A 17,781-nucleotide genomic window follows, 5' to 3' on the forward strand; every position below is an offset into this window, starting at 1 on the left:
GGGTCCTCTCAGGCGGCCGACCGGACCCGGGTGCCGCGCAGCGCCGCAGCCAGCGCGTCCACGACCCGGTCCTGATCGGCGTCGCGCAGCCCGGGGTAGAGCGGCAGCGACAGTTGCTGGGCGTAGAACGCCTCCGCGACCGGGTGGGTGCCGCGCCGGTGGCCGAGGTCGGCGAAGACCGGGTGCCAGTGCACCGGGATGTAGTTCACCTGTACGCCGATGCCGGCGGCGCGCATCCGGTCGTACACCTGTCGACGGCGGCCGTCGCGCACCCGGATCGGGTACAGGTGCCAGGCCGGTGCGGCCCAGTCCCGCCGGCCCGGGGTGAGTACGCCGGGCAGGTCGGCCAGGGCCTCGTCGTAGCGGGCCACCAGCTCGGCCCGGCGGGCCAGGAACGCGTCGAGGCGGCGAAGCTGGCTGCGACCGAGCGCGCAGAGTACGTCGGGCAGCCGGTAGTTCAGCCCGTACGAGTGCACCTCCTGGTGCCAGCCGCCCTCGTCCGGCCACCGCTGCTCGTCGGGTTCCCGCACCAGCCCGATGTTGCGGAACCGGCGGGCCCGGGTGAGCAGCTCCGGATCGCCGGTGACGACCGCGCCGCCCTCGGCGGTGGTCATGTTCTTGGTGGGGAAGAACGAGAACGTGGTCACGTCGGCGAGCGTGCCGACCGGCCGACCCCGGTAGGCGGCCCCGATCGAGTGCGCCGCGTCGGCGAGCAGCGTGGCGCCCGTACCCTCGATCGCGGCGCGCAGCGCGTCGTAGTCGGCCGGGTGTCCGGCGTAGTCCACGGCGGCGACGACCTTGGTCCGCTCGGTGACGGCGGCGGCCACCGCGGCCGGGTCCAGTGTGTACGTCTCCTCCTCGACGTCGGCGAAGACGATCCGCGCGCCCAGCGCCAGCGCGCTGCTCGCGGTCGCCACGAACGTCGTCGGCGGCACGATCACCTCGTCGCCGGGGCCGACACCCGCCGCCGCGTACGCCACGTGCAGCGCCGCCGTGCCGTTGGAGACCGTCGCCACCCCGGTGCCGCCGGCCCACCGGGACAGCTCCGCCTCGAACGCGGCGACCTCGGGGCCGGTGGTGAGCCAGTCGCTGCGCAGGGCCGCGACCACGGCGGCGACGTCCTCCTCAGTCACCGACTGTCGGCCGTACGGCAGCATGCTCATGCGGCGAGGGCGGTGAGGCCGAGCATGGCGCGCAACTGCGGCACGGTGAGCCACTCGTCGTTGGTGTCCGACTGGTACGCGAAGCCGTCCGACACCGGCTCGCAGTCGACCGGCGGCTGGTAGCCCCAGGTGGCGATGGTCGGCTGCACGATGAAGCGGTCCTTGGCGATCAGCGTCCGGCGGCTGTCGTCCGGCGCGATCATCTCCTCGTGCAGCTTCTCGCCCGGACGAATGCCGATCTCGTGTGTGGTGGCGTCCGGCGCGACGGCCTCGACCAGGTCGAGGATGCGCATGCTGGGGATACGCGGCACGAACAGCTCGCCGCCCTGCATCTGGTCGAACGAGTCCAGGACGAACTGCACCGCCTGGTCCAACGTGATCCAGAACCGGGTCATCCGCTTGTCGGTGATCGGCAGGCTGCGGCCCTCGGCGGCGAGGCGGCGGAACAGCGGCACCACCGAGCCCCGGCTGCCGACCACGTTGCCGTAGCGCACCACCGAGAAGCGGGTGGGGTGCTGGGCGGCGTAGTGGTTGGCGGAGACGAAGAGCTTGTCGCCGACCAGCTTGGTCGCGCCGTACAGGTTGATCGGGCTGGACGCCTTGTCGGTGGAGAGGGCGATGACCTTGCGTACGCCGGCCTCGATCGCCGCGTCGACGACGTGCTGCGACCCGGTGATGTTGGTGGCGATGAACTCCGACGGGTTGTACTCGGCGGTGTCGACCTGCTTGAGCGCGGCGGCGTGCACCACGTGGTCCACCCCGTGCATGGCCCGGGTCAGCCGGTGCCGGTCCCGGATGTCCCCGATGAACCAGCGCAGTCGCGGGTCGTCGCCGAGTTGCTGGCGCAGCTCGTACTGCTTCAGCTCGTCACGGGAGAAGACCACCACCCGGGCCGGGTCGACCTCGCTGAGGAGGTGCCGGAGGAAGGTCCGGCCGAAGGAACCCGTGCCCCCGGTGACGAGGATGGACGATCCGTTCAGCTCGCTCAATGTGGTGCTCCCGTGGTCGTCGGTGAGCCGGCGACACCGCAGCCGGTCGGGTGGGAACGCTAGGGGCGGTGGGTTAACGCGCCGACGCCCGGTGGTTAACCCGGGCCACTGCGGCCGTGAATGGCGGGCACCGTCGGGCTTGATTCCGGCGGTGTCGGAAACAGTCGTCGAACATGTCGTGAACGCGACGTGGACGGCATGCAGAATCAGTGTCGACGGCGATTGTCGCGCTCCAGTGAAATGGGGATCACGGTGATTTCCCGCCCGTCGTGCACCTCCGTGCGGCCCACACCCTCCACGAACCGGAGACGACGGTTCATCTGCCGTACCACGGTGTTGTGGGCGAGCACCTCTCCGTCGAGTCGGTCCAGTGCCAGCACGTCGAAGGCGTACCCGAGCGCCGCCCGCGTCACGGCCAGCCAGACGGGCAGCGTCTCGCCCCGCTCGGCCAGCCCCTCGGCGTCCAGACAGAACCCCCACGACCCGGTACGCGGACCGTCGAACCGCAGGTCGAAGAAGGTGACCGCACCGCAGGGCACCCCGTCGTACAGGTAGGTCAACACCCGGCGGGAAGGGTCGGTGCGGACTGCCGCCCACCACCGCCGGTGCTCCTCGACACTGATCACGTGACTGGTCTTGCTGGCCTGTCGATTGACGTCCTGATTACGCCAGGACAACATCAGGTTAACGTCGTCCCCGGTGGCGTCTCGCAGCACGTAACGCTCACTTTCTGTTCGCATTTCCAGGGTCATCGGGCACCCTAATCACGATTCATCCGGCTGTACACTCCGCGGCATGACGGAATTGAGTCGCGCGCAGATTCGCGACCTCATGGGGCAGGTGCTGGCCAATCAGGGAAAGGTACTGCCGGACGACGACGCGGCGGATCTGCGGGAGATCGGTTTCCGGTCGCTGGACTTCTCCGAACTGGCCCTGCGGGTCGAGGACGCCACGGGCGAGGAGTTGAACTTCGACGCGCCCGGGTTGCGGCGCATCGCCACCGTCGGCGACGTCCTCGACTTCCTCGCCGAACTCCAGCGGCAGTGAGCGTCCGGACCGCCGCCCACCTCGGCCCGTACCCGGCCGGTGTGGACAACCGCGTCGTGGTCGGCGGCAGCGCGCTGACCTGGCGGGACCTGCCCGAACCGGTCCTGCCGGACCCGGTGGCGGTGCTCGCGCACTCCGCCCGCGACGCGCTCGCCGCCGCCCGGCACCACGCCGTGCACGGCACCGAACTGCTGCTCACCAGCGCCGGTCGGGTCGACGCCGGAATGCGGGACGACCTGCGCGCCGCCGGCTTCACCCTGACCGCCGCCGACCCGACCCCGCTGGGTCATGGGGCCGCGCTGGGGGACGGTGCCGTCGTGGGCGGGGACGGCCTCGTCGTCCTCGCTCCGACCCGGCCCCGACCGGCCGAGCGCGGCCGGCTCTGGCTGTTGACCTCCGGCACCACCGGACGTCCGAAACGCGTCGGGCACACCCTGGAGTCGGTGACCACCGTCCGGGGTGCCCAACCGGGCCGCACCTGGCTCTGCCCGTACGCCCCCGGCACGTACGCGTGGTGGCAGGTGGTGACGCTGGCGCTGACCCAGCCGGGACAGCACCTGGTGGTGGTGGAGCCCGAGCGACTCGACGACTGGCCGGCGCTGGCCGCCGCGCACGGTGTCGACGCGGCCTCCGGTACGCCCACCTTCTGGCGTCGGGCGCTGCACCGCGACCCCGAGGCGCTGGCCCGGGTGCCGCTGCGTCAGCTCACCCTCGGCGGCGAGCCGGTCGACCAGGCGATCCTGGACCGGCTGCGGGAGGTCTTCCCGGCCGCCCGGATCTCCTGGATCTACGCCTCCTCCGAGGTCGGCGCGGCGATCGTGGTGCACGACGGGCGGGCCGGGTTCCCGGTCGAGTGGCTGGACCGCAGCGCCCCGGAACGCCCCATCATCGGGCTGCGCGACGGGGAACTCGTGGTCACCTCGCCGCACCACGGGGTCGGGTTGGCCGGACCGGTCCGCACCGGGGACCGGGCGCAGGTCGTCGACGGCCGGGTCCTGATCAGCGGGCGGCTCGACACCGACGAGATCAACGTGGGCGGCAGCAAGGTCTCCGCCGGGCTGGTCCGTGACGTGCTCACCGCCCACCCCCGGGTGGCCTGGGCCCGGGTCACCGGCCGACGCGCTCCGCTACTCGGTCACATGGTCGTCGCCGAGGTCGTACCCGCCCCTCCGGTGTCCGGCGCGACCGGCCCGGACCTGGACGAGGCGGCGTTGGTGCGCTGGTGCACCGACCGGCTGCCCGAGTACGCCGTGCCCCGCCGGATCCGGCTGCACGCCGAGATCCCCGTCAAGGAGACGTTGAAGAGCGATGTCTGAATCCGCCGTCCCCGTTCCGCCCTCCACCGTGGTGCTCGTCTCCGGCGGTTCCCGGGGCCTGGGCCTCGCCATCGTCACCGACCTGCTCGACGCGGGGGTGAAGGTGGCCGCCTTCGCGCGTACCGTCACCCCGGACCTGGCGAAGCTCGCCGAGGCCCGTCCGGATCGGGTCCACGTCGACCCGGTCGACGTCACCGACCGGGCCGCCACGCAGGCGTTCCTCCGGGCGGCGGAGGAGCGGCTCGGGCCGGTCGACGGGGTGGTCAACAACGCGGCGGTCGGGCAGGACTCGCTGCACGTACACACCGCTGACGCCGACATCGCCCGGATCGTCGAGACCAACCTGACCGCCCCGTTGCAGCTGACCCGGCTCACCGTGCGGCGGATGCTGGCGCAGGGACGGCGCGGGCGGATCGTCAACGTCACCTCGATCTGCGCGCAGCGCGGCTTCCCTGGCCTGGTCGCGTACTCCGCCACCAAGGGCGGGATGGACGCCGCCACCCGCTCGCTGGCCCGGGAGTTGGGCGGCCGGATGCTGGTCAACGCCGTCGCTCCGGGCTTCTTCGCCTCGGAGATGTCAGCGGTGCTCGGCCCGACCCAACTCGACCAGATAGTGCGCCGCACCCCGACCGGCCACCTGACCGAGCCGCACGAGGTGGTACCCGTGGTGCGGATGCTGCTGCGCGACCAGACGAACATCAACGGCCAGGTCATCGTGGTCGACGGTGCCGCCTCGATCTGACCCGCGCGCCCCGTCCGCCCGCGTCGCCGTGGGCGCGGGGGGACCGTCCGTGGCCACGCTCCTCGCCGCCGCGCCGCGACACCTGCGGGTCGCGTCGGCCACCGACTCGGGCGACGCCGTCACCCGCAGCCACCTGGCCGACGGACGGTGCGTCGGCTGGTACGCGCCACCGATCCCGGGTTGGCGGGTCGCGATCGACGCCGAGTTCGCCGCTGCCGAGGTGCCGCCGATGCTGGCGCACCGGTTCGGCACCTCGAACTTCTGGGCCCGGTGGACCCGCACCGAGTGCGTGGCCAAACTCGCCGACGTACCGATGGTCGCCCTCTGGCGCCGGTACGGCCTGAGTGTGCCCGCCGGCACGGTCTGGCTGTGGCGCACCCTGGTCCTCGACCTCGACCTCGACCTCGACCTCGACCCTTCGGGCCTCGCCCGCGAGGTCGGCTCGGCGGACCGGGAGGCACTCTCCGACCTGGTCGTCACCGTCGCCTTCACCGTAATCCCGGGCCTGCCGTCTCCCGGCCCGGACCTACCGCCTCCTGACCTGGACCTACCGCCTCCTGGTCGGTCCCTTTCGAGCTGAACCGTCTGCGCCGTCGTGCCGCCGACCGGCCCGGGCCTGCCGTCTCCCGGGCCTGCCGTCTCCTGGTCGGTCCCTTTCGAGCTGAACCGTCTGCGCCGTCGACGCCCCGACCGCCTCGCCCCATCCGATCGAGTCCAGAGCGGCCTGCCGGATCGCGGCATGTCGCTGGCTGCCGCTCCGGGGTGGGTAGATTTGTTGTCGCCCCAGCGACAACAAATCTACCCACCGACCGTCGGGGCGTTGTGCGGGACACCGACCGTCGGGGCGTTGTGCGGGACACCGACCGTCGGGGCGTTGTGCGGGACACCGACCGTCGGGGCGTTGTGCGAGGGACCGCAACGGCCGACCCACGTGCCGAACTGGTGGCGGCGAGGGCCAACGCTCAGATCAGGTCCCAACTCAGCGGGGTGCCCCGGGCGACGTCGGTGGTGAAGCGGCGACCGAGGACCCGGTCGATCTCCACCGGGTGCAGCCCGCCGGCCGGCCGGATCGAGCGTACGGTGGCGGCGGTGACCTCGTCCCCGGCGCGCACGTCGGCCACCACGTAGAGCGAGCGGCGGAAACGCAGGCCCTCCCGTTCGGCGGGGGTGGGGCCGACGGCGGTGCCGCCGAGCGCCGCGTACGCCCGCTCCGATTCGACCACCAGCGCGGCCAGCTCGGACGGGTCCAGCGAGAAGTCGGAGTCCACGCCGCCGTCGGCGCGGTCCAGCGTGACGTGTTTCTCGATGAAGCATGCCCCGAGGGCCACCGACGCGACCGGCACGCCGATGCCGGGCGTGTGGTCGGAGAGACCGACGGGCACCCCGAACGCCTCGGCGAGCACCGGGATGCGGCGCAGGTTGCTGTCGGCGGGCGGGGCCGGGTACGAGGCGGTGCAGGCCAGCAGCACGATCCCACCGGCACCACCGTCGCGGGCGGTGCGGACGGCGGCGTCGATCTCGGCCAGCGTGGCCATCCCGGTGGAGATGACCATCGGCTTGCCGGTGGCCGCGACGAGCCGGATCAGCGGCAGGTCGACCAGCTCCGACGAGGCGATCTTGTACGCGGGCGCGTCCAGTTCCTCCAGCAGCTCCACGGCCGAGGCGTCGAAGGGGGAGGAGAAGACCGTCAGCCCGTGCTCACGGGCCCGTTCGAAGATCGGCCGGTGCCACTCGTACGGGGTGTGTGCCCGCTCGTAGAGCCGATAGAGGTTCTGCCCGCCCCACAGCTCGTGCCCGCCGGAGATGCGGAACGCCGGGGTGTCGACGTCGATGGTGATCGTGTCGGGCCGGTACGTCTGGAGCTTGAGCGCGTGTGCACCGGCCGCCGCGACAGCGTCCACGATGGACAGTGCCCGCCCCGGGTCGCCGTTGTGGTTGCCGGACATCTCGGCCACCACGAAGGGGCGCTCCCCGGCGCCGACCAGATGCGGGCCGATCTTCAACGTGGTCATCGTGTTCCGTTCTGACGAGTCCGCACCAGCGGGCGGGGTGACGTGGGGGCCGCTGTGCCGTCGGGCGGGGGCGGGGACGCGGCGGTCGCCGTGGCGGTCGGGGTCGATGCGTCGGGCGGGGGCGGGGCGGCGGGCGCCGCAGCGCGCAGCCGGGTGGCCATCCGGTGGGCCCGGCGCAGCGCGGCGTACGCCAGGTAGCTGTCCCGGCCGACGAGGAGGTGCTTGAACCCGGCCACTCCGCCGGGCCGGGGGTACCCGCTGCCCGGCAGGTACCGGCGGTAGTGCTCGGCGACCCGGCGGAAGAAGTCGCGCCGCAGGTGCGGGTGCAGTCGGTCGTCGTTGCCCACCACCACCAGGAAATGGTTCACCATCAGGTCGAACAGCTCGCTGTGCCAGCGCCCGTCCGGGTGCCGCTCGTGCCGCCAGGTGAAGAGCCGGTCGTACTGGTCGAAGGCGTCGAAGTGCCGGCCGCTGCGGGTGGAGGTGATGGCGCCCTGGCGGCCCTGGCGGTACAGGTAGCAGACCCGGTCCAGCACCGAGATGCGTGCCGCGCCGATCAGCAGCGGGTGGCTGAACGGGATGTCCTCGTACCAGCCGGGGTGGAAGCGCAGCCCCAGATCGGCCAGGAACTCCCGGCGGACCACCTTGTTCCAGGCGGTGTGCTGCACCCGCAGCAGCCGGGGCCGGTCGGCGAGCCGGAACACGCCGGGTGCGTCCCGCAGCAACCGGCTGCTGGGGTCCACCTCCCGGCGGCCACAGTCGTGCACCCGCAGGTGGTCGACCATCATCACGTCGGGGCGGTCCGCCCGCAGCCGGTCCAGCACCGCCGGGATCGTGCCCGGCGGCAGCCAGTCGTCGCTGTCGACGAACCAGACGTACCGGCCGGTCGCCACGTCCAGCCCGGCGTTGCGGGCCGGGCCGAGGCCGACGTTGGTCGCCAGGTGCCGCACGCGTACGCCCGGATGCTCGGCCGCGTACGCGCGCAGCAGATCGCCGCACCCGTCCGGCGACGCGTCGTCCACCGCGACCAGTTCCACCTCGGCGGCCCGGTCGGCGGGCACGTCACCACGGATCGAGTCGAGGCACTGCCGCAGGTACGCCTCGACGCGGTAGACGGGTACCACGATGCTCAACAGCGGCGCGTGCGTCGGCTGAATGACCACGCCGCAACCATCGACCGCCCGGATGGACGGCCCTGGAACCCGACGTGGCCGGCGGTGGTGGAGTTTTTGAACAGCCGGGCAGCGCCGGGTTAACGGTTGAGCATGCGGCGCACCGAGCCGGGGACGGCCTTCTTGATCCGGGTCCGGATCCGCTCCGGCCGAGGCATCGCCTGTGACGCCTGCTCGCGGAGTACGGCCTCCTGGTCACGAAGCCACTCGATGCGCTTGACCAGCACCTCGGGCGAGGTGGCCAGCGCCGGGCGGACGGCCGGCGGGAAGGCGGTCGCCTGCCGGGTGGCGTCGAACACCGCCGCGCTGTCGGCGTCGTTGAAGGAGTTGCCCAGGTTGTGCTTGGTCAGGAACTGGAGCATCGTGTCGTACCGCTGCTTGTGGCCGTTGACCATGCCCGAGTAGTCGGCCTCGTCGTAGAGCTGGGCGGCGTCCACATCGGCCGGCACGTCGCGCATCACCCGGTGCGGGATCTCGAAGTAGCGGGCCAGCTCCAGGGTGCGCGAGTCGTGCGCGAAGAGGAAGCCCGGCGTGCCGGCGAGCAGCGAGACGATGGTGCCGTGGATGCGGGTGCCGAAGTTGAAGTCGAACCCGGAGAGGTAGTCGATCCACGTCCACGGGTCGACGAACATCCGCACCTTGTCCTCGGTGAACAGCGGGTGCGTGGTGTGGATCGGGATCTCGCTGGTCTTGCCACGGTCCTCGGGGGCGTCACCGAAGAGCAGGGTGCCCAGCGTCTTGAGGTCCTGCGGGATGTAGCGCAGGTTCTCGTAGCGCTGGTGGTGCGTCTTGATGATCTTCGCCATCGACTTGACGTACGGCGAGACGGTCAACGCGATCTTGTCGTACGGGCCGATGAACGTCTTGCGCTTCTCCACCGGCAGGGTGTCGCCGTGCAGGAACATCGACGGGCAGCCGATCACGTCGACGTTGGAGAAGCCGATCGTCCGCAGGTAGTCGGCGGTGATCTCACCCCGGACGCCGATGCTGGGCGAGCGGTCGAGGACGGCCCGGCAGAAGCGACTGACCTGGTCGTCGATCGGACGGAGGTATTCCCGGTCACCGTCGACGTTCGTCTGCACACCCACCCCGAGCACCACGACCGGGATCTTGAGTCGCTCGATCAGCCGGCTCATCGCGTCGAGCCGGTGGGCGTAGCTGCGCCGGAACGCGTTCGCCAGCGGGACCACGAAGACGTCGTACTCCTCGTTGATCCGGTCGCTGTCGCGCATGTTCACCGTGAAGCCGTTGGGCGTGATGGTGGCGGCGCGGGTGGCCAGCAGCTTGTTCGCGGCGTGACTGAAGACCAGGTTGCCCGCGTTCTCACCGATCAGGTTCCGCTCGAACGTCTCCTCGGGCGAGTTGACGTCGAAGGGACCCTTTCGGGCCCGCATCAGGATCCGCTGGTGCATCGCTGACTCTGCCTCTCGTCGGTGCCGGCCCCGCCTCGGCATGCCCGGCGCACCACCGAGCCGGATGGCGGGGTGGGTGCTCATCCAAGTCCCGGGAATACTAGGCCACCGGAGGACCGGTTGACACCTGCGCCGCATCCGCCCCTCCTGCCTCGCGTCGAGTGGGTGTGCCCGCACCGGTATGGTGCCCGGAATGACCAGCGCCACCGTCGTCGATAGGCAGCCCTCCACCACCCGACGCGGTGACGCCAGCCGATTGCCCTCGTTGACCGGACTGCGCTGGATCGCCGCGCTGCTGGTCTTCGGTTTCCACGCTGGCACCATGCGCATCATCGCCGAGCCCGGTCACCAGGCGGTGGTCAGCGAGATCTTCACCCTGGGCCTGTCCGGGGTGCAGTTCTTCTTCATCCTCAGCGGCTTCGTGCTGGTCTGGTCGGCCCGGGTCGGTGACTCCCGCCGCAGGTTCTGGCGTCGTCGGCTCGCCAAGATCTATCCGAACCACCTGGTGTTGTGGGCGCTGGCCATGCTCGCGGCGCTCTGGTTCGCCGACCCGATCAACCCGGTGGCCGCGCTGGAGAACCTCTTCCTGCTCCAGGCATGGGACCCGCGACCGGGCTACTTCTACAGCGTCAACAACGTGAGCTGGTCGCTCTCCTGCGAACTGTTCTTCTATCTGTGCCTGCCGTTGGCGTTGCCGCTGATCCGACGGGCCAGGCCGTGGATGCTGTGGGCCGTCGTGATCGCCATGCCGTTGCTGATCCTGGCGCTCTGGCCCGGACAGCAGTTGGTGCCGGAGCAGAGCCGGTGGTGGTTCGCCCAGATCTTCCCGCTGGTGCGGTCGCTGGAGTTCTGGATGGGTGTGGCCGCCGCCGAGCTGATGCTGCGCGGTCGCTGGCGCGGGCCCCGGCTGCCGCTGGCCACCGTGATCTTCGTCGCGACCTGGGTGGCGGCCTCGCAGTGGATCCGGGCCGAACTCTGGGCGGCACTGCTGTCGGTGGCGTACGTCCTGGTGATCGCGGCGGCGGCCGACGCGGACGTGCACGGTCGCCGTTCGCCGCTGCGTTCCCGGCTGATGGTCTGGCTGGGCGAGGTCTCGTTCGCCTTCTACCTGGTGCACGTCTTCGCGATCATGACGATCCTGCGGCTCACCGGAGACTGGGGCACCGGCCTGCCCGGCTGGTGGGGAGTACCGGCGGTGATCGGGTTCCTGCTGCTCACCCTGGCGCTGGCCGCGTTGCTGCACCGCTACGTGGAGCAACCGATGATGCGCCGACTCGCCCCGAGCCGCGCTGCCGCCGGCCCCGCCGCCCCGCCTGGTGGCGGGTCCGCCGAGCCTGCGGGACCGTCCGCAGATCCGCCCGCCGGATCGCCCGCTGGCCCGCCCGCCGGGCCGCCGAGGCAGCGGGTGCCGGGTGACGAGCCGAGTACGGCAGGTCTCCGCGACCGGGACCGCTGAGTCCACCGTGGACCGTTGTCGTCGACGCCCCGACCTGCTGTTTCGTGTGCCGATTACGGCGCGTCGTCTACCCGACACGCCCGCCGCCGATGCGGTGCGACAGTGGTGGCGGTAGCGTGACCGGGTGCTTCCCGTCGCGCCCGCCCGTCCCCTGTGGTGGCTGGCGCGCTGGGCGACGCGACTGCTGACCGGGTTCGCGGTCGCCGCCGCGTTCACCCTCGGCACCTGGGCGATGCCCGCACAGGCCACCCCCGCACTGGCCGCGCCCGCACCGGCCGCGCCCGCACTGGCCGCGCCCGCACAGGCCGCGCTCGTCGGGCACCCCGTCGCCGGCCGGTTCGGGTCGGCTCCTCTCCTCGTGCCCTCGCCCCGTGCCGACTGGCGCCCCTCGTCGACGGGTGCGCTGGTCACGGTGTCCGCCACGGGGGCCGTCGACCGCGCCGACGCGCTCGGCGTACCCGGGCTGTCGCCCGAGGCGGGCCTGGCGCAGCGGCCCGCCGTGACGGCGGTGGTGGGCGGCCCGGCGGCGTCCCTCCCGACGGCGGTCCCGCCGGGTGCCCACGGTGCCCGCGCCCCACCCGGCGACTGACCTCACGCCCCGCTGCGGCACACCGACCGGACTCCGCCGCAGCCCGTCCCGCAACGCCCGGGACCTCTGCCCCGCGAAACATCCCGTCACCGCCCCGCCCGGTTCCGACGCACCGCAGTCGGGGGACCGGGTGCCGGCGGCCCGCTGTCAGCGCACCACGGCCCACGAGGTACCGCCATGGAGAAGACCGTCCTCTACCAGTTCCTGATCGAGGTGCCCCGGGCCGCCGCCATCTGGTCGGTGCTGCTCGTGCTCGCACTGGGTGTGCTCACCGTCCTGGTCGCCCGGCCCGAACCGTCCGGCCCCGACGAGACCGGCCCCGCCGACGACCCCGCCGAGGCCGAGACGGCCGACCTGCGCCGCTACGCCGGTGAGGTGGCGGTGGCCGCCGCCGGGGCCGCACAGAACGCCGCCCGGCGGCGGGACGCGTGGCGTACCGCCCAGACCGCCCTCGACCGTGCCTGGGCCCGCTTCGACGAGGCGGAGAGCCGGGCCCGACGGCTCGCCGGGACCACCGCGCTGCCCGCCCCCCGCACCCCCCGCACCGCCAGCGAGTACGCCGCCCGGGAACGCTGGCTGCACCACGCCGCGATGGTGGCGCACTGGCGCGGTGACCTGTCGGCGCGGCAGCTCACCGACGTGCTGGCCCGGCGGGCCGGCTGGGACCCCCGCCTGCACCCGGCCGCACAGGAGGTCGTGCTGGCCCGGGTCGTCCGGGACAACCACCGGGCCACCTACCGGGCCGCCGCCGAGCGGGAACGGGCCGCCTGGCGGGAGACGGAGCGGGCCACCGAAGCGGCCCGGGTGCTCTCCGCCGAGGCGTACGCCGCCGCGCAGCGCCTGCGACCGAACCCGGTGCCGGCACCCGCCGTGACCACCGCCGCGCGTCCGGCCGCTGCGGCCCTGCGCTGGCGTCCGGCGCGCGTGGGGTGACTCGGGCGAGACGCGCGGAGCCCCGGTAATCCGGCCTGATCGGGTGAGCCCGGTCACACCGATCGCCGGAACGGACGGTGGTGCCGCAACCGCCCGAGACGTGACGTGATGTCCGGAGGCATTGTCCGGGGGTGGTCCGGTTGTCACCGCCCGTTACGTCGATCACCGTCGGTCCTGTTGCGGGACATCGATGACCGAACGCCCGAAAATCACTGAGCTGGATCATGTTTGCGCAGGTCAGAGCGGGTTGGCAGGGCAATGACCGACCAGTAATGTCGGCCCGTCCGATGCGGTAACCGATCGCAGGAGGCGACGCCGCATCGACCCGCCTAATCGTGGTCTCACGAACCGGGGACCCACCGCACCTCTGGGGTGAATCCGCGAGCCTCGGCTCGCGGTAGGGCCAACTTCCCGCCCGAACCCGTCAGCTAACCCGGTCGGCGGTGTCGGAAGGAGCTTTCCTCTCGTGCATCCCCTTGTGATACCCCTCTTGTTCCTCCACGGCACTGCGGTGCCCGCGCTCACCGGGCCGTCGGCCGCGAGCTGACTGCGGCCCCCGCCCGGCCCCGACCGGGCGAAGCCCCTCGCACGGCCCGTCCGCCCACTCGGGCGGTCCTCGGCATGTCCTGTCGAGCTGACCGCCGGAGCGGATCGCCGTGCCTCCCTGAGCCCCCGTGGAGGACTCCGTGAAGCAGACCCTGACACGCCAGCTACGCCGGCTGGCCACCGAACGCCCCTACCAGGTCGTCGCCGCCTCGGCCGCCGCGCTGGCGCTGGCCACCGGCACCGGTGCCGTACTCGTCGGCACCGAGGACGCCCCGACGACCGCGCACACCACGACCGCCGTCGCCGAGATGCGGGGCGACACCGTCGCCTCCCGCGCCGACACCCGCGCGGAGCCGACCCCGTCGACCCCGCCGGGCAGCGCGGCCCCGAGCAGCGCCGCACCGTCACCGTCGCCCTCGCCCACGCCGAAGGCCACCTCGGCGGCCCCCTCGCCGGTGGCCGTCAGCGAGAAGACCGCACCGAAGCCACCGACGCGCAAGGTCCTGGACTACGACTTCCAGGCCCAGACCACCGGCTACTACTGCGGCCCGGCCGCGGTACGCAACGCGCTCAGCGCCGCGGGGGTCGACCGTGACCAGGACACCCTGGCCGCCCAGCTCGGCACCACGTACGCCGGCACCAACTCGGCTCTGGACACCACCCGGGTGCTCAACGCCACGCTCAAGGGCGAGCCGTACTCGACCACGATGCTGCGGGGCGGCTCGGCCACCCCGACGCAGATGGACCAGCTCCAGGCCGACGTGGTGGAGGCGATCACCGACGGGCGCGGTGTGGTGGTGAACGTGGCCGGCAGCGCCACCGACACCGACGGTGGCTGGCACTCCTTCCCCGGCGGCCACTACGTCGCCGTGGTCGGTTACGCGGACGACGGTCGACTGGTCAAGATCGCGGACTCGGCCGACGCCTCGTACTACTCGTACTGGATGAGCACCACCGACCTCGCCCACTGGGCCGCCACCCGCGGCTACTCCTCCTGAGATGTAAGGACGAGATGTAAGGACCGGATGTAAGGAAGGGTCCCCTGCTATACACCAGGCGATAGCAGGGGGCCCTTCCTTACTTCTCGGTCTACAGGTCTGACCAAGTACGCCCACCGCTCACCACGGCCGCTGCTGCGCGCTCAGGGGGCGGTCGGCAGCGCCGCGTCGTCGGTCGTGGTCCGTGGCGCCGGGGCGGTCCAGGCCGGGTCCAGTTCCCGCCGGGCGGCGGAGAGGAACGCCTCGGCGTACGAGTCGGCGGGGAAGTCGCCCAGGTAGCGCCGTCGGGTCGCCCAGCGTGCCTCGGCGAGCGGATCGGTGTCGAGCAGCCGCGTCAGCACGTCGTCCAGGTCGGCCATGTCCCGCCGCAGCACGTAGCCGGTGGCGGCGAGGGGGAACCGTTCGACGAACCGGTCACCGTCGACGCCGGTGTCGGTGACCGCGTAGGGCTTGCCCGAGTACAGCCAGTCGGAGACCACCCCGGAGACGTCGGAGACCAGCGCGTCCGCCCGGTTCACCGACTCGGCCAGGGTGAGCCGGCTGGCGGCGGCGCCGAAGACGTGCTGGCGGCCGGTGCGGGAGCGGTCGGCGGCGAGCAGTTCGTGCAGCCGGGCCAGGCGACGGGCCGAGCCCGGGTGCTGGTTGGTGTAGGGGTGGGCGCGCAGGATCACCGTGGCGCCCCGGTCGAGCAGCCGCCGCAGCAGCGTCTCGGCCATCGGCAGGGAGCAGTAGTCGGCGTCGGCGTGGTGGCCGGTCCAGGTGGGGGTGTAGAGGACCGTGGGGTTCGTCAGCCCCCGGGTCGGCTGGTGGCGTACCTCGATCGCCTCGACCTGCGGGCGGCCCACCACCACGAACTTCTCGGCCGGGATCTCCACCCCGGCGCGGGCGTACCGGTCGACGGCGGCCTCGCCGGCCACGAAGATCCGGTCGAAGATCGCCGACACCGGGTTGGCGCTGGGCGCCTTGTCGCTGTCGCCGTGGTGCAGTTGGACGTGGGTGAGCTGGGTGAATCGGATGCAGTGGCTGTTCTTCGCGCCGTGGTTGACGTAGAACGCCACCCGCAGGCTCGGCACCAGCACCTCGTCCATGGTGCGCAGGGTGGGGCAGTAGACCACCGGTGCGGTGGTGGCCGCCGCGACGGCGGGCAGGAACTCCGGTTCCCGCAGCATCACCACGAACGGCCGTCCGATCCGTTCCAGGTACGGCAGCCACATGGTGACCTGGTACTCCGAGCCGGGCGGGGCGGAGAAGTGCAGCACGAACTCCGGCTGGTGCCGGCGTAGCGCCCGGGTGACCGCCGACCCGCCGGCCGTCGGCCGGAACCGGCGGCGGGCCAGGTCGAGGGCGACCGCCCCGGCGGCGGCACCGACCGGCAGGCAGACCAGCAGGGCGACCACGGCGGGCAGCCCGGCCAGGGCGGCCACGGCCAGGGCGGCGAGCAGCCCCGCCACCGCGTCGTCGAGCCGGGCGGCGACCTGCGGCACCCAGGTGCGTACCGGCAGGTTGGCGGCGCGGATCTCCAGGTTGCCGGCGGTCCGCAGCGGCCCGGTGACCAGCACCAGCCCGAGCAGCACGAGGGCGGTGACCGCCAGGATCGGGTCGAAGCCGCCGTCGAGCTGCCGGGCGTAGCCGACCAGGATCCCGGCGGCGAGCAGGGCGGTCTCCGCGACGCTGTCGGCGCCCGGTCGGACCCGGCGCTCCCAGACCGTGGCGGCGAGCGCGGCCACCGCCAGCCCGAGCCCCCAGGCGGTCGCGCCGGTGAGCGCGAGCACCAGGAACGCCAGGACCGCACCGCCGGTGGCCAGGCCCCGGGCGGCCAACTTCGTGACCAGGTCACCACGCATCTCGGCGCTGCCTTCGTGCTCGTCGTCGGCGGGTCAGCCGACGCGGGTGCCGCTGCGGGGGGCGTCGGCCTGGGTGGGTACCGGGGCGGGGGTCGACGCCTCGCCGGGCGGCCGGCGTACGTCGATGACCTGGCCGGTGAGTTCCGAGATCAGCACGTCCAGCGAGGCCTGGGCGACGGTCTCGGCGGCGAGCAGGGTGTTCTCGGGCTCCGCGCCGAACGCCTTGGTCCGCATCGGGGTGGCGGTCCGCTCCGGGTTGATGATGTTGACGCGTACGCCGAACTCGGCCCACTCGTCGGAGAGCGCCTGGGTGAGGTTGACCAGCGCGGCCTTGGTGGCCGAGTAGAGCGCGTAGTCGGCCCGGCCCCGGGTGTACGAGCTGGAGGTGTAGAGCAGGAGCTGGCCCTTGGTCTGCTGGAGGTAGGGCAGGGACTGCCGGGCGACGGTCACCGGGCCGACGAAGTTGACCTGGAGCACCCGGTCGATGGTCTCCTGGTCCATCTCGGCCAGCGCGCCCTTCTCCAGGATCCCGGCGGTGACCACGACGTGGTCGATCCGTCCGGTGGCCTCGAAGGCGGTCCGTAGCGCGGCCTCGACGTCCTCCGGCCGTTCCACGTGCGTGCCGGTGCTGGAGCGGCTGAACGGGAAGACCTGGGCGCCGTGGCGGCGGGCCAGCTCGGTCAGGTCGTGGCCGATGCCGTAGCTGCCGCCGAAGACGACGATCGTGCGGCCGGTGACCTCTTCGCTGTACGACCGGTGGTCGGTGAGCCGGGGCACCTTGGCGGCGGCGAGCTGGAACAGCTTGTCCGCCAGGTGCACGTCGACCGGGTGGGTGACCTTGATGTTCTCGTCCGAGCCGTCGATCACCTTGATCGGCACCTCGGGCAGGTAGCGCAGGACGACACCGCAGTCGTCGGTGGCGGCGAAGTTCGGGTCACCCTCGGCCAGCCGGTACGCCTCCCGGATGGTGGTCGACCGGAACGCCTGCGGGGTCTGGCCCCGGCGCAGCGTGGCGCGGACCGGGATGTCGGTGATGCACTCGTCCTCGTCGACCTGGATGATCGTGTCGGCCGACGGGATGGCCACGTCGACCGCCGCGTACGTCCAGAGGGCGTTCACGCACTCCCGGACGATCCGGCCGCTGAGCAGGGGTCGTACCGCGTCGTGGAAGAGGATGTTGCAGTCGGCCTCGCCGACGGCGTCCAGCGCGACCCGGGTGGTGGCGTTGCGGGTGTCGCCGCCCTCGATCACCTTGGTGACCTTGCGGAAGCCGGCCTTGTCGACGATCCGCTGCGCCTCGTCGACGTGCCCGGTGGCCATCAGCACGATGATCTCGTCGATCTCCGGCGCGGCCTCGAAGACGGCCAGGGTGTGCTCGATGATCGGCTTACCGGCGATCTTGAGGAGCTGCTTGGGGATGCCGAGGCCCAGTCGCGTGCCGGTGCCGCCGGCCAGCACCACGGCCACCGTCCGCGAGGGTCGCCACGGTGCCGGGCTCTCCGGCGGGCTGCCCGGGTCGGTGGTCTGGTCCTGCGTCATTGCCGGTCCTCGCTCTCGGGGGT

General features: G+C 72.3%; 16 protein-coding genes and 1 riboswitch. Of the genes, 8 read left to right on the forward strand and 8 right to left on the reverse strand.

The genetic code is table 11. The annotated features are described in order from the left end of the window. Positions 1 to 8 precede the first annotated feature (8 nt). The 3 genes from ACFYTT_RS14365 to ACFYTT_RS14375 form a co-directional block, all read right to left on the reverse strand. Entirely contained in the window at positions 9 to 1,157 is a 1,149-nt protein-coding gene (locus ACFYTT_RS14365) for a DegT/DnrJ/EryC1/StrS aminotransferase family protein (protein ID WP_131054461.1), read from the reverse strand. Between the two features lie 2 nt (positions 1,158 to 1,159). Beyond that, complete coding sequence (pseB, locus tag ACFYTT_RS14370; protein ID WP_131054456.1) at positions 1,160 to 2,152, reverse strand: UDP-N-acetylglucosamine 4,6-dehydratase (inverting); 993 nt, start codon at positions 2,150 to 2,152, stop codon at positions 1,160 to 1,162. A gap of 206 nt (positions 2,153 to 2,358) precedes the next feature. Further along, positions 2,359 to 2,904 (reverse strand): GNAT family N-acetyltransferase, encoded by a 546-nt coding sequence (locus tag ACFYTT_RS14375; protein ID WP_387259389.1) that lies wholly within the window; start codon positions 2,902 to 2,904, stop codon positions 2,359 to 2,361. Between the two features lie 43 nt (positions 2,905 to 2,947). Between ACFYTT_RS14375 and ACFYTT_RS14380 the strand changes: the two genes are divergently transcribed. From ACFYTT_RS14380 to ACFYTT_RS14395, 4 genes are read left to right on the forward strand one after another with little or no spacing between them, the layout of a single operon-like run. Beyond that, entirely contained in the window at positions 2,948 to 3,199 is a 252-nt protein-coding gene (locus tag ACFYTT_RS14380) for an acyl carrier protein (RefSeq protein WP_162854373.1), read from the forward strand. Continuing rightward, positions 3,196 to 4,515, forward strand: a complete 1,320-nt coding sequence (locus ACFYTT_RS14385; RefSeq protein ID WP_387259393.1) for an AMP-binding protein — start codon at positions 3,196 to 3,198, stop codon at positions 4,513 to 4,515. Before ACFYTT_RS14380 ends, ACFYTT_RS14385 begins: the two co-directional genes overlap by 4 nt. Continuing rightward, on the forward strand, positions 4,508 to 5,257 hold the full coding sequence (locus ACFYTT_RS14390) for an SDR family NAD(P)-dependent oxidoreductase (RefSeq protein WP_176093182.1): 750 nt from the start codon (positions 4,508 to 4,510) through the stop codon (positions 5,255 to 5,257). The genes ACFYTT_RS14385 and ACFYTT_RS14390 overlap by 8 nt, the downstream gene beginning before the upstream one ends. Before the next feature lie 49 nt (positions 5,258 to 5,306). Further along, on the forward strand, positions 5,307 to 5,837 hold the full coding sequence (locus ACFYTT_RS14395; protein WP_387259397.1) for a hypothetical protein: 531 nt from the start codon (positions 5,307 to 5,309) through the stop codon (positions 5,835 to 5,837). A 382-nt stretch (positions 5,838 to 6,219) separates the two neighbouring features. Here ACFYTT_RS14395 and pseI read toward each other — a convergent pair whose 3' ends face one another. The 3 genes from pseI to ACFYTT_RS14410 all read right to left on the reverse strand — a co-directional run bounded on the left by pseI (position 6,220) and on the right by ACFYTT_RS14410 (position 9,853). Beyond that, entirely contained in the window at positions 6,220 to 7,269 is a 1,050-nt protein-coding gene (pseI, locus tag ACFYTT_RS14400) for a pseudaminic acid synthase (protein WP_387259399.1), read from the reverse strand. Continuing rightward, the gene (locus tag ACFYTT_RS14405) at positions 7,266 to 8,432 is read right to left on the reverse strand and encodes a glycosyltransferase family 2 protein (RefSeq protein WP_387259402.1); all 1,167 of its coding nucleotides are present in this window, start codon (positions 8,430 to 8,432) and stop codon (positions 7,266 to 7,268) included. The genes pseI and ACFYTT_RS14405 overlap by 4 nt, the downstream gene beginning before the upstream one ends. An 89-nt stretch (positions 8,433 to 8,521) precedes the next feature. Further along, positions 8,522 to 9,853 (reverse strand): polysaccharide pyruvyl transferase family protein, encoded by a 1,332-nt coding sequence (locus tag ACFYTT_RS14410; protein WP_131057022.1) that lies wholly within the window; start codon positions 9,851 to 9,853, stop codon positions 8,522 to 8,524. 193 nt (positions 9,854 to 10,046) lie between these two features. Here ACFYTT_RS14410 and ACFYTT_RS14415 point away from each other — a divergent pair, with 193 nt between their 5' ends. The 4 genes from ACFYTT_RS14415 to ACFYTT_RS14430 all read left to right on the forward strand — a co-directional run bounded on the left by ACFYTT_RS14415 (position 10,047) and on the right by ACFYTT_RS14430 (position 14,375). Next, on the forward strand, positions 10,047 to 11,309 hold the full coding sequence (locus ACFYTT_RS14415; protein ID WP_176093185.1) for an acyltransferase: 1,263 nt from the start codon (positions 10,047 to 10,049) through the stop codon (positions 11,307 to 11,309). A gap of 124 nt (positions 11,310 to 11,433) precedes the next feature. Further along, a complete protein-coding gene (locus tag ACFYTT_RS14420) occupies positions 11,434 to 11,898 on the forward strand; it encodes a hypothetical protein (RefSeq protein WP_387259407.1) in 465 nt (154 codons plus the stop codon). 177 nt (positions 11,899 to 12,075) lie between these two features. Then, positions 12,076 to 12,831 carry a hypothetical protein gene (locus ACFYTT_RS14425; RefSeq protein ID WP_176093187.1) on the forward strand — a complete coding sequence of 252 codons (756 nt, stop codon included), beginning with the start codon at positions 12,076 to 12,078 and terminating at the stop codon, positions 12,829 to 12,831. Between the two features lie 316 nt (positions 12,832 to 13,147). Then, a riboswitch (cyclic di-AMP (ydaO/yuaA leader) is annotated at positions 13,148 to 13,289 on the forward strand. A 216-nt stretch (positions 13,290 to 13,505) separates the two neighbouring features. Next, positions 13,506 to 14,375 (forward strand): C39 family peptidase, encoded by an 870-nt coding sequence (locus ACFYTT_RS14430; RefSeq protein WP_387259410.1) that lies wholly within the window; start codon positions 13,506 to 13,508, stop codon positions 14,373 to 14,375. A 143-nt stretch (positions 14,376 to 14,518) separates the two neighbouring features. Here the strand turns inward: ACFYTT_RS14430 and ACFYTT_RS14435 are convergent, their stop codons facing one another. Then, the gene (locus ACFYTT_RS14435) at positions 14,519 to 16,219 is read right to left on the reverse strand and encodes a CDP-glycerol glycerophosphotransferase family protein (RefSeq protein ID WP_387259413.1); all 1,701 of its coding nucleotides are present in this window, start codon (positions 16,217 to 16,219) and stop codon (positions 14,519 to 14,521) included. A gap of 33 nt (positions 16,220 to 16,252) precedes the next feature. Continuing rightward, a complete protein-coding gene (locus ACFYTT_RS14440; protein WP_176093190.1) occupies positions 16,253 to 17,758 on the reverse strand; it encodes a bifunctional cytidylyltransferase/SDR family oxidoreductase in 1,506 nt (501 codons plus the stop codon). Between the last annotated feature and the right edge of the window lie 23 nt (positions 17,759 to 17,781).

The sequence above is a fragment of the Micromonospora sp. NPDC003816 genome (assembly GCF_042874705.1).
GTDB lineage: Bacteria > Actinomycetota > Actinomycetes > Mycobacteriales > Micromonosporaceae > Micromonospora.

Excerpts from the sequence above, each read along its gene's own strand:
- ACFYTT_RS14365 (WP_131054461.1), bottom strand. The coding sequence starts at position 1,157 with ATGCTGCCGTACGGCCGACAGTCGGTGACTGAGGAGGACGTCGCCGCC.
- ACFYTT_RS14375 (WP_387259389.1), bottom strand. The coding sequence starts at position 2,904 with ATGACCCTGGAAATGCGAACAGAAAGTGAGCGTTACGTGCTGCGAGAC.
- ACFYTT_RS14380 (WP_162854373.1), top strand. The coding sequence starts at position 2,948 with ATGACGGAATTGAGTCGCGCGCAGATTCGCGACCTCATGGGGCAGGTG.
- ACFYTT_RS14390 (WP_176093182.1), top strand. The coding sequence starts at position 4,508 with ATGTCTGAATCCGCCGTCCCCGTTCCGCCCTCCACCGTGGTGCTCGTC.
- pseI (WP_387259399.1), bottom strand. The coding sequence starts at position 7,269 with ATGACCACGTTGAAGATCGGCCCGCATCTGGTCGGCGCCGGGGAGCGC.
- ACFYTT_RS14410 (WP_131057022.1), bottom strand. The coding sequence starts at position 9,853 with ATGCACCAGCGGATCCTGATGCGGGCCCGAAAGGGTCCCTTCGACGTC.
- ACFYTT_RS14415 (WP_176093185.1), top strand. The coding sequence starts at position 10,047 with ATGACCAGCGCCACCGTCGTCGATAGGCAGCCCTCCACCACCCGACGC.
- ACFYTT_RS14425 (WP_176093187.1), top strand. The coding sequence starts at position 12,076 with ATGGAGAAGACCGTCCTCTACCAGTTCCTGATCGAGGTGCCCCGGGCC.
- ACFYTT_RS14435 (WP_387259413.1), bottom strand. The coding sequence starts at position 16,219 with ATGCGTGGTGACCTGGTCACGAAGTTGGCCGCCCGGGGCCTGGCCACC.
- ACFYTT_RS14440 (WP_176093190.1), bottom strand. The coding sequence starts at position 17,758 with ATGACGCAGGACCAGACCACCGACCCGGGCAGCCCGCCGGAGAGCCCG.